At 36.8% G+C, this 10,812-nt stretch carries 10 protein-coding genes; all 10 read right to left on the bottom strand.

Going from position 1 to position 10,812, the window contains the following annotated elements; translation table 11 throughout:
* Positions 1 to 108: 108 nt before the first annotated feature.
* Positions 109 to 1,758, bottom strand: a complete 1,650-nt coding sequence (locus FC77_RS06550; RefSeq protein WP_056970801.1) for an SLAP domain-containing protein — start codon at positions 1,756 to 1,758, stop codon at positions 109 to 111.
* Positions 1,759 to 1,941: 183 nt separating this feature from the next.
* Positions 1,942 to 3,327, bottom strand: a complete 1,386-nt coding sequence (glmU, locus tag FC77_RS06555) for a bifunctional UDP-N-acetylglucosamine diphosphorylase/glucosamine-1-phosphate N-acetyltransferase GlmU (RefSeq protein WP_056970803.1) — start codon at positions 3,325 to 3,327, stop codon at positions 1,942 to 1,944.
* A gap of 91 nt (positions 3,328 to 3,418) precedes the next feature.
* Entirely contained in the window at positions 3,419 to 4,252 is an 834-nt protein-coding gene (gene purR / locus FC77_RS06560; protein WP_056970805.1) for a pur operon repressor, read from the bottom strand.
* A 112-nt stretch (positions 4,253 to 4,364) separates the two neighbouring features.
* The gene (locus tag FC77_RS06565; RefSeq protein WP_054682177.1) at positions 4,365 to 4,622 is read right to left on the bottom strand and encodes a Veg family protein; all 258 of its coding nucleotides are present in this window, start codon (positions 4,620 to 4,622) and stop codon (positions 4,365 to 4,367) included.
* 82 nt (positions 4,623 to 4,704) lie between these two features.
* Positions 4,705 to 5,592 (bottom strand): 16S rRNA (adenine(1518)-N(6)/adenine(1519)-N(6))-dimethyltransferase RsmA, encoded by an 888-nt coding sequence (rsmA, locus tag FC77_RS06570; protein WP_054682175.1) that lies wholly within the window; start codon positions 5,590 to 5,592, stop codon positions 4,705 to 4,707.
* Entirely contained in the window at positions 5,585 to 6,157 is a 573-nt protein-coding gene (rnmV, locus tag FC77_RS06575) for a ribonuclease M5 (RefSeq protein WP_056970806.1), read from the bottom strand. The genes rsmA and rnmV overlap by 8 nt, the downstream gene beginning before the upstream one ends.
* A complete protein-coding gene (locus tag FC77_RS06580) occupies positions 6,144 to 6,911 on the bottom strand; it encodes a TatD family hydrolase (protein WP_056970808.1) in 768 nt (255 codons plus the stop codon). Before FC77_RS06580 ends, rnmV begins: the two co-directional genes overlap by 14 nt.
* Positions 6,911 to 8,917, bottom strand: coding sequence for a methionine--tRNA ligase (metG, locus tag FC77_RS06585; RefSeq protein ID WP_225723720.1), 2,007 nt, complete (start codon positions 8,915 to 8,917; stop codon positions 6,911 to 6,913). Before metG ends, FC77_RS06580 begins: the two co-directional genes overlap by 1 nt.
* 93 nt (positions 8,918 to 9,010) lie before the next feature.
* Entirely contained in the window at positions 9,011 to 10,102 is a 1,092-nt protein-coding gene (locus FC77_RS06590; protein WP_056970812.1) for an FAD:protein FMN transferase, read from the bottom strand.
* A 67-nt stretch (positions 10,103 to 10,169) separates the two neighbouring features.
* The coding region (locus FC77_RS08085) for an FMN-binding protein (protein ID WP_477218253.1) at positions 10,170 to 10,812 on the bottom strand (643 nt) is incomplete at its 5' end.

Consider the following 10,812-nt stretch of genomic DNA (forward strand, 5'->3'; position numbering starts at 1 on the left):
AAAGAAAATAAATAAGCCAAATCATTAATATGACTTGACTTAGAGTAGAAAAAAAGACATTCAACATAATTACACCCGTTGAATGTCTAAAGATTTAAAAATTATTTATTAGTTATTAGAAGTAGGACTTGCACCATCTAGTGCTTTTGCAGCATCTTCTAGATTCTGAGTTGCATTCTTAACTTCAGCTACTGATGAAACAGAAGAACTATTTACCTCATCAGCGGCATCTGCATCTGAATCATAAGTATCTCTTAAAGATTCACTCGCAAACTTGTAGGCATCACTACTTTTAATATCATTTTCCTTATCAAGTTCAGCTTGTAAATCTTGCTTATCAGACTTAGTTGCAATAACCGTATCATCCTTAGCTTCTTGTTCAGTATTAACTGGACTTAATGAATCTCCAGTTATGCCACTTACATCAGAAGCCTTGACATAACCATCTTTATCACTAGCTAATTTATAGAACAAATCAGCCTTATTTTCATCAGGAATCCAAATATACTTCATTTCACTTACACGAGCAGTATGACCCGCAGTAAATGGCATCGTAGTTTGCTTTTCTCCCCTGCCGTTGTAAACATAAGTATCATTACCAACAGTAATAGTAGCTGAAGGCGTATTATTAATTGGCATACTATTATCTGGCTTTAATTGTTTACCTTCGATTATGCCAACGTTAGCCTTCTTAACCCACTGATCATCACCAGGATAATTCTTATCAGCAATTCTGTAGTAAAGTTTAGAACCAATATACTTAAGTTGATCTACAGTGATCCTTTGACCTTTCTTGAGCAAAACCTTATCTGATTTACCATTGCCATCATAAACATAAGCATTGTGATTTAGTGTAATAACGGTCATAGTGTCGGGTACCGGCTTATGGTTACTTGGCTTTAAATCAGGACCAGTTTCTTTAGTAGTGTTAGCCATTTTAATGAATTGATTCTTTTGACCACCAACTTTGTAATAAAGTGTAGTATCAATATACATAAGTCGGTCTACAATAATAGTTTTACCCTTCTTAATGACCTTCTTTTTAGTACCACCAAATCCATTATAAATATAAGCATTGTGTGTCAAAGTAACAGTTGTCAGCTTGGTAGCTGGCGTTATTTTAGGACCATTTACTGTGCCAACATTAGCATTCTTAATAAATTGATTCTTCTGCCCTTTAATTCGGTAAAAAAGCTTACCGCCAATATCAGTAAGTTGATCTACGGTAAAGGTTTGACCCTTCTTAACAAGTTTCTTATCAGTTTTACCCTTGCTATTGTAAATATAAGCATTATGGTTCAACGTAATAGTAGTTTTCTTGGAAACAGCCTTCTTGGTAGATTTATTAGTTGTTAAAGTCTGTGTTTTAACAGTTGTTTTATCAGTAGTAGGGATCTTAGATGTTGATGGAGTAACTGCTTTACCATCTTTGTAACCTACATTAGCAGCTTTTACATAATCATTACCACCAATAGGATAATATTCGTTACCATTAATAGTTATTGGCTTACCAACATATTTAAGAGTTATATTCTTAGCAATAACGGCATTCTTACCGCCACCTGCATAATTAGTATCTCTCTTACCATTCTTATGATAAACGTAAGCATTATTGCTCAGCGTGATGGTGCCCTTTTTGCTAGAGCTTTTGGATGCAGCTTGAGCAACAGGATTTACACTTTGAGCAGCACCTAATAATGGGCTTACACCCATCAATGCAGCAGCTGATACCATAATTAACTTATGACTTAATTTCATTTATCTCGACCTCACATAAAATCTAAACTTCATTTACTTTTTATTGTAAAACAAAAAGGCATTTGCCGTAATTAAGAAGCTGTTAAATTAATGTTTCTTAATGCTTCCCTTTTTTGCTAAAGCATTAAGATTGTCTATCAATTCTATTAAAAAAGTTCTAGCCTTAGTCTAGAACTTTTTTCTTTATTGCCAATCTTTATCGTGAGACAATGGCAATTTATGCCAATAATCCGGCTTATTAGTTTGTCGTCCACGGGCAATAGCCATATCATATTTGCCAACATTTTTAGTAATAGTTGAATCAGCAGCAATGAAGGAATGATCAGCAACATTAATCGGAGCAATCAAAGTGACACCGGCCCCAACAAAGGAGTGATCACCAACATTAGTATGAAACTTTTTAACTCCATCGTAATTGGAGAAAATTGTACCACAGCCAACATTAATATCCTTACCTAAGGTTGCATCCCCTACATAAGTCAAATGTCCTACTTTGGTATTTTCACCAATTTCAGAATTCTTAATCTCGACAAAGTTACCGACGTGGGCACCCTTCCTAATAACGGCATTAGGACGAAGGTGCGAATTAGGACCAATATCAGTATCGTCATCCATTTCTGCCTCTTGTAAAGTTGAAGAGGTGATTGTCACGTTATTACCAATCTTTGAATCAACAATCCGGGAACCGCTAGTAATATGACAATCACTACCAATTTCAGTATTACCTTCAATTACAACGTTACCTTCAATTACGGTATCATTACCGATCTTAACGTCAGAATCAATATATGCCGTAGTGGGATCAACGAAAGAAACGCCATCACACATATGATTTCTATTAATCCGCTTCTGCATAATTTTAGTGGCTTGAGCCAAAGCAATTCGATCATTTACCCCAAGGCTTTCACTAAAATCAGGCATTTTGTATGCACCAACCCGTTCACCTTTATTACGTAAGATCTCCAAAACATCAGTTAAATAATATTCACCCTGTGCATTGTCATTATCAACGTGTTTCAATGCCTCGAAGAGCTTCTTATTATCAAAACAGAAGACACCAGTATTAATTTCTTTAATTTCTAATTCTTCTGGCTTACCATCTTTTTGCTCAACGATTCGTAAAACATTACCTTGCTCATCCCGAATGATTCGGCCATAACCATATGGGTCAGGTGCCTCTGCCGTAAGAACAGTGGCCGCATTACCCTTTTTAGCGTGGTAAGCAAATAAATTTTGAAAAGTCTCAGTAGTAAATAATGGGGTATCACCAGTAATAACTAAGGTTGCACCATCTTTATCACCCAAAATATCTTTAGTAGTTAAAACGGCGTCACCTGTTCCCAATTGTTTTTCCTGAAAAGCAAATTCTGATTTACCGCTTAAAACTTTTTCTACCTTACCGGCACCGCTACCAACAACGGTAATAATTTTATCTGGTTTAACGCCTTGAGCTGCGTCAACAACGTGCTCAACCATCGTCTTACCACAAACCTTGTGTAAAACTTTATACAACTTCGATTTCATACGTGTACCTTTGCCAGCGGCAAGGATAACTACAAATTTTTTCATTAATTTCAACCTCTTATTTATTTTTAAAACTAAGTTCTAGTATAACATTTAACTTTATTTTTAAAACTAAGTTCTAGTATAACATTTAACGCTATTGAAAACGGCTGAAATCTGTATGTGCTACAAAGTTGCCCGGTTCAGCCAAAATAATTCTCTTGGTGGTATCAATTCTACTAATCTTTACAAGTGAGAGATAACCCTCAATTAATTTATTTTTATCAAAATCTGCTTCACAGAGGACACAAGTACCGGCAACATTACTATTGAATTCCTTGGTTAATTCCTCCATTCCAGTCAGAGTGCCTCCTGCCTTCATAAAATCATCAACGATTAAAACATTCGAATTATTTTTCAAAGCACGGGTAGGAAGTTCCATCTTAGAAACACGATCGATTGAAGAAGAAATATAGTTAACTGAAACAGTTGCTCCTTCAGTTACCTTTGATTGTTTTCTTGCAATAACAAAAGGCACATTTAAATAGCGTGCAACTGCCTGAGCCAAAGATATGCCCTTAGTTTCAACAGTCATAACCACATCAATTTTGGAATAGGCATACCGAGTTGCAATTAGTTTACCAATCTGACGTAAGTCCTGTGGATCATCTAAAATATCTGAAAGGTAAACAAAACCACCTGCCAGGATTCGCTGTGAATCTTCAATCCGTGATGACAGATCAGTCAAGTATCTCTTAACGTGGTTCTTTCCCAAATACGGAACATAACGAACACCACCGGCTGCACCAGCGACGGTTTCTAAAATTCCATCCTGATTAGCAGCAAGTGTATGTTTTAAAATTGCTAGATCTTCAGAAATTGAAGATTTAGCTGCACCATAACGTTTAACAAAAAAAGGTAACGAGATTAAAGTGTGCGGACGTTCCATTAAATATTTGGTCATATCAACCAATCTTTCTGAACGTTTCATATTTTCCCCTTTCTAAATGTTTGTTTTTTTATCTGTTAATAATATACTCTAAGGAACAAAAAAGGCACCAACATTTTCAAAAAATGTCAGCGCCAAAATACTTTTTATTTAATTAAGCTTGAGCATTTTCAGCCCCATCATCAAATTTTAATGTAATAGTCTTGGTTAACAAATCAGTGTAACTGTAAGAAACGTGTTTGAAATTGTTTTGATCTTGATCCAAATCAACCACAAAAACAGCTGGAAAGGTTTCTTTTAATACTCCCCGTCTTCTTGTAACTTTCTTACGCCCTACTTGTGCTACGACTGTTAACGTATCACCTAAATGTGAATCTAATTTTTCTTTAATGGTATTAATTGATGTCGGCACTAATAACAACTCCTTTAAGGAGTATTTTAACATACAAGTGCTATTAAATCAACTTTTTCACAAAAGCAAAAATTTGCAAATTTTAACGCTGTGAAGGAATGGCGCGTGCAATTTGTATAAATTGTGAAATAGTTAATTCTTCTGGACGAACGCGGGGATCAACATTTAATGAGGTAATTAACTGCTCCCTCTTATCTTTATCTGGAAGTAAACTTTTTAAATTATTATTCAATGTTTTACGTCTTTGAGCAAAACACATTTTAACCACCCAGTTAAAGTGTTTAATATCGCCAACATCTGGCTTATTTTTAAGAGGGGTTAAAACAACCACACTGGAATCTACTCGCGGTCGCGGTATAAACGACCTATTCTTAACGGTAAAAGCAAGGTTAACATTCATCTCAATTTGAACCGCAATTGTTAACGGGCCGTATTCCTTATTACCAGGCTTAGCCTGCAAACGATCGGCAACTTCTTTCTGCATCATTAGTGTCACATTAGCAAATTGCAAATCTGCTTGATTTAATGCAAAAATAATCGGCGTGGTAATGTAATAAGGCAAATTAGCAGCAACTTTAATGGGTCGAGTAAAGTCAAAGAAGCCAGCAAGATCATCTTTAAAGTTAGCTTTTAAAACATCTTTCAAAAGCAATTTAAAGCGTTTATTCAGCGGTTCCCCATTGATTTTACTTGGCAGTTCATTTCTAAGAATTTCTGGCAAACTATCGTCGACTTCATAAGCAAAGACTTTAGCTCCGGCTAAGAGCAGTTGTTCTGTTAAAGAACCAATTCCAGGACCAATTTCAATTACTTGGTCTCCCGGTTTAATATTAGCCGCATGTACAATCCCCATAATTGCATCATGATCCACTAAAAAGTTCTGTCCCAACTTCCTTTTAGCATGGATAAAATAACGGTTAATAATAGCTTCGGTTCTTAAGGGTGATCCAATTGGAATATCACTATTCATTTTTTGCCTCTACTTTCTTTACTGCTTCTTGCAATTCGGCCAGCGATATACCAAAAGTATGAAGCCGCTTATAAAATTGCTTAGAATTAGCATAACCAACACCTAACGCAATTCCAACTTGTTCCCGCAGTTTACGTGAACCTGTCCCCGAAGCAAGGCCCAATTCAGAATAAGCTCGTTTGGTCAGATCACTTTTTTCAGATTTAACTTCATGCAAATCGTTTAAGGCACGCACCAACGCTTCTTTAGAAGCATGTTCAACACCTAAAGAATTACCGCTCTTAAGGGGTTCGCCCTCTTTTCGGGTAATAAAAGCCTGCTTAGCTGCCGGAATCGCCTTTGAAACTATCCTACGAATTCGTTCCCCGTTAAAATCTGGATCTGTAAAGATAATAATTTCTCTTTTTTGGGACAATTTTTTCAATTCTGTCAAAAATTCTTTGGAAACTGCAGAACCATTTGTTTCAATCGTCTCAATTCCAGGAAAAAACTGCTTCAAGCGAATCGTATCATCTTTTCCCTCAACGACAACAACTGCATTAAATTTTTTTTTATTTAAGGCCATAAGCTCTCACAGTATTCGCATAAGTTGCGTTCGCAACCTCTTCAAGTGATATATTTTTTAATTTTGCGATTGCTTCAGCAACGTAACGGGCATAACCCGGTTCATTTTGATGGCCACGGTATGGTTTGGGAGTAAGGTACGGAGCGTCAGTTTCGACTAGAATTCGGTCCATTGGGGTATTAATTGCAGATTCATGGACATCTGTTGCCTTAGTAAAAGAAACAACTCCTGAATAAGAAATATAAACGTTTAGATCAAGAAACTTATTTAGCCAATCCACATTACCATTAAAACTGTGTAAAATAGCACCATATTCCAGGTTACTGTGTTTTAAAATATCATAGCAATCAGCAAAAGCATCCCGTGTGTGAATATCAACAGGAAGATGCAGTTTATGCGCTAACTCAATCTGCTCAGCAAAAACTTTCCGTTGAACATCTCTGGGCGATTTATCCCAATAATAGTCCAAACCAATTTCACCTAAAGCAACCACATTTGAAGACTGTAATTGTTCTGTCAACAAATCTTCAGTTTTCTGATTATAATCCTTTGCCACGTCAGGACAAAAACCGACCATGGCATAAACATTATCGAAACGTTGCGCCAAATCGATCGCACGCTCATTAAATTCTGGATCTTGGCCCGCACAAATAATCTTTGTGACACCTAATTTTTGCGCACGTTCCAAATAATATTCTTCCTTACCGCGGAAAGGTGCATCGTTTAAATGAGTGTGGTTATCAATAATCTTCATTAACCTAATTCAGCCCCAATTTCATGTTCATCACCAACAATAGCCAATTTAACTGCCCCGCCTTTTTCACTAGACAAAAGCATTCCCTGACTAATATGGCCCAGCATCTTACGAGGCTTCAAATTAGTAACTGCCAAAACTTTTTTGTTTAACAGCTCACTAGCATTGGGATAAAACTTACGAATACCGCTTAAAATCTGCTTTTCTTGACCATTACCAAAGTCAAGCTGGAATTGTAACAATTTCTTTGAACCTTGAACCGGTTCTACTGCTAAAATCTTCCCAACTTGAATCTTAACTTTATCAAAGTCATCAATGCCAATTTGCTTACCCTGATTTTGCTGACTTCGAGTCTGCTTCTTCGGTTTAGCTTTAGCCATTTCTTCTTTAATATACTTAACTTCCACGTTTGTCTTAAGACGAGGAAAAATTGGTTTAGGAGCAGGCGTTACTGTAGTATCCCAACTAAAATCACCAAATCCAAGCTTCTTTTCAGCGGTACTATCCCAATCCAAACCTAATTGCTCAAACATCTTAACCGGTGTTCTAGTCATAATTGGAGAAATAAGAATGGCAATTAAACGTAAACTTTCAGCTAAATTAGATAGTACCCTAGATAAAGCATCGTTTTTGCCTGCCTTATTTAAAGCCCAAGGCGTTGTTTCATCAATATATTTGTTAGAACGACTAATTAACTTCCAAATGCTATCCAGAGCCTGTGAAAAGTGCAATGTATCCATTTGTTTCTTATAGTCTTTAATTACTTGATCAGCTACAGACTTTAGATCGGCACCCAGCTCATCCTGCTTCTCGGGAGCAGCGGCAACATGCCCATCTTGATACTGGTTAATCATAGAAACTGTTCTATTGAGCAAATTTCCTAGATCGTTAGCCAAATCAAAGTTAACTCGTTCAACAAAGTCTTCAGGTGTGAAAATTCCGTCTGAACCAAATGGAAGTGCACGCATTAGGTAATAACGCAGAGCGTCAACACCATAACGATTAGTGATCGTCTCCGGGTAAACGGCATTACCTTTAGACTTAGACATTTTACCGTCCTTCATCAAGACCCAGCCATGGCCAATAATATGTTTAGGAAGTGGTAACCCTAAAGCCATCAGCATAACTGGCCAGTAAATCGTGTGGAAACGCATGATTTCCTTACCCACTAATTGAACGTCAGCCGGCCAGAATTTCTTAAACAAGGAATCATCATCCGTACCATAACCAAGTGCAGTAATATAGTTAGATAAAGCATCAATCCACACGTAAACAACGTGTTTCGGATCACTTGGTACGGGAATTCCCCAATTAACAGTCGTCCGGGTAACGGAAAGATCTTCCAAACCCGGCTTAATAAAGTTATTAACCATTTCTTTTTCTCGAGAATGCGGCAATATGAAGTCAGGGTGTTCCTTATAATACTTCAATAATCGATCAGCGTACTTGCTCATCTTAAGGAAGTATGATGGTTCCTTAACTAGTTGGACATCATGACCAGACGGCGCTTTACCACCAATAACATTACCGTCATCATCCTTATAAACTTCGGCTAATTGAGACTCAGTAAAGTACTCCTCATCTTCAACTGAATACCAACCGGTATATTCACCTAAGTAAATATCACCCTGTTTTAAAAGTCTTTCAAAAATCTTTTGCACACTCTTAACGTGCTCAGGATCAGTTGTACGAATAAACTTATCGTACGAAATATCTAAGCTCTTCCATAATTTCTTGTAAGAAGCAGCCATCTTATCTACAAATTCCTGAGGCTTAATACCCTGCTTTTCTGCCTTTTGCTCAATTTTAAGACCATGTTCATCTGTCCCGGTTAAGAAAAATGTGTCATAGCCCTGGCCACGCTTATAGCGTGCCATTGAATCAGCCGCAACCGTAGTATAAGCATTACCTATGGTTAAACGACCAGATGGGTAATAAATCGGGGTTGTAATATAAAAAGTTTTTTTATCAGCCATACTGTTTTTATGCTCCTTAAAATTCCGAATATTCGTACCTTATATAATACACCATGAAAAAAGAGAATTCGAAGCAAGATTAGAAAATCCCTACCTTAAATTCTCTTTTTAAATTAATCAGTTTTACTTAACATCTGAAATATGTGCCAATTTATAACCGCTATCAGAAAATAATTTAAACTTCTTTCGCAAGCCGCTAGTTACATAAACTTTTTTATCCTTAGTAATAAAGATGGCATCGGTATCTTTCTCCCTTTCGATATATTTATAACCATCCTTCAATCCTTTATCAAAGGTAGCAGTTGATAAGGCATCCCCATCAGTAGAATACTTGGTCACAATCGTAACCCCCATCAAATTATTTTGGAAAGGATAACCGGTTCTAGGATTCATCAAGTGACTGTAAATGGTCTTCCCAACCTTTAGGTAACGCTCATAAATTCCAGAAGTTACAACCGTCGTATTCATTTCAGGTACGGTACCGATTGCTGTCCCCCGGCTCTGCTTTGGGTCTTGGACACCAACTGTCCAGTTACTATGATTCGTTGGGGATTCGCCTAAAACGTAGACGTTACCACCTAAATCAATGATAGCACTGGTAACACCATCTTTTTGCAGTACCTTCTTTACCTCATCAGAAATAAAACCCTTAGCAATACCACCCAAATCCAGCTTCATGCCTTTTTTCTTAAGGTAAACGGTCTGCTTCTTATCATTAAAGACTACATTTTTATAATTAACCAGTGGCAAACGTGCGGAAATCTGACTTTGCTTTGGTTTATGGGCATCAGGAAAACCTATCCGCCATAAGCTAGTGATCGGACCAATTGCCATATCATAAGAACCATCAGAATTTTGACTATAATAGTACGCGTCTTTACATAAACGATAAATTGACGGCGTCACCTTAACCGGATTTTCACCAGAATGATTGTTTATCTTATCGATTTCACTGCCTTTCTGATTAACGGTTATTTCATTTGCTAACTGCTTAATTCGATCAAAACTATCGTCTAAAGCATTACTCTTATTTTTATTATAAATTTTAATGGTACATACCGTCCCCATTAAAAATTGAGTATCCTGGGTCGCCTTAGTCGTCAAAGGTGTTTTAGGAGCCGCTTGCTTTTTACTTTGAGTAGAACAAGCAGCCAGAGTAAAAATTGCAAACACTAATATCAGGGCAGATATTACTCTACGGATTTTATTTTTCATTTTATTTTCCTCAATAAAAAAGAGTAGCTGTTCACTACTCCTTTTCTATACTAATGTTAAGCACAAATTATTGCTTATAAACAATGTTATTAACAGTAATTGGCTTAGTATCACCCTTTTGGGCAGCGTTGATTAATTGATCAACATAAGCAATAAATTGATTAGAAGAATCAGTTGCACCAGATACTACTTGTACCTTCTCGGTGTTGCCCTTGGACTTCATGAATTCACTTCTTAATTTAGGAATGTATTCCTTAGGACCAACCTTAGCGATCTTCTTCATTTGCTTTTCGTAGTTGGCATCCTTGGTCTTAGACTTACCATCTTTGTTAATTTGATCATACTTCAAGTTAGAAACTTTACCATTCTTAACAATCAAAGTATAAACTTGACGATAACCATGATCATAATTCTTCTCTGAAAGCTTGTAAGTACCATCCTTCATCTTCTTATTGTTGTTGATGTGGATAGTGACAGTCTTACCTGCTTGAGAAGCTTGGACTAATTGATTAATGTAGTTCTTCATGGTTTGTGTAGAACTAGTTGCACCAGATACTACTTGAACACCATTAGAATTAGCACCATTTTCAGCAAAGAAAACACCACGGCAATGGCCATGCCCCGTATCATAAACGTTTAGGTCCTTCAATTGAGAATAGGCCGCAAGAAGTTGTACACCGGAAGGTGCCATTCCATTGGGAAGGTGACTT

The sequence above is a fragment of the Lactobacillus acetotolerans DSM 20749 = JCM 3825 genome, assembly GCF_001436775.1.
GTDB classification, from domain to species: domain Bacteria; phylum Bacillota; class Bacilli; order Lactobacillales; family Lactobacillaceae; genus Lactobacillus; species Lactobacillus acetotolerans.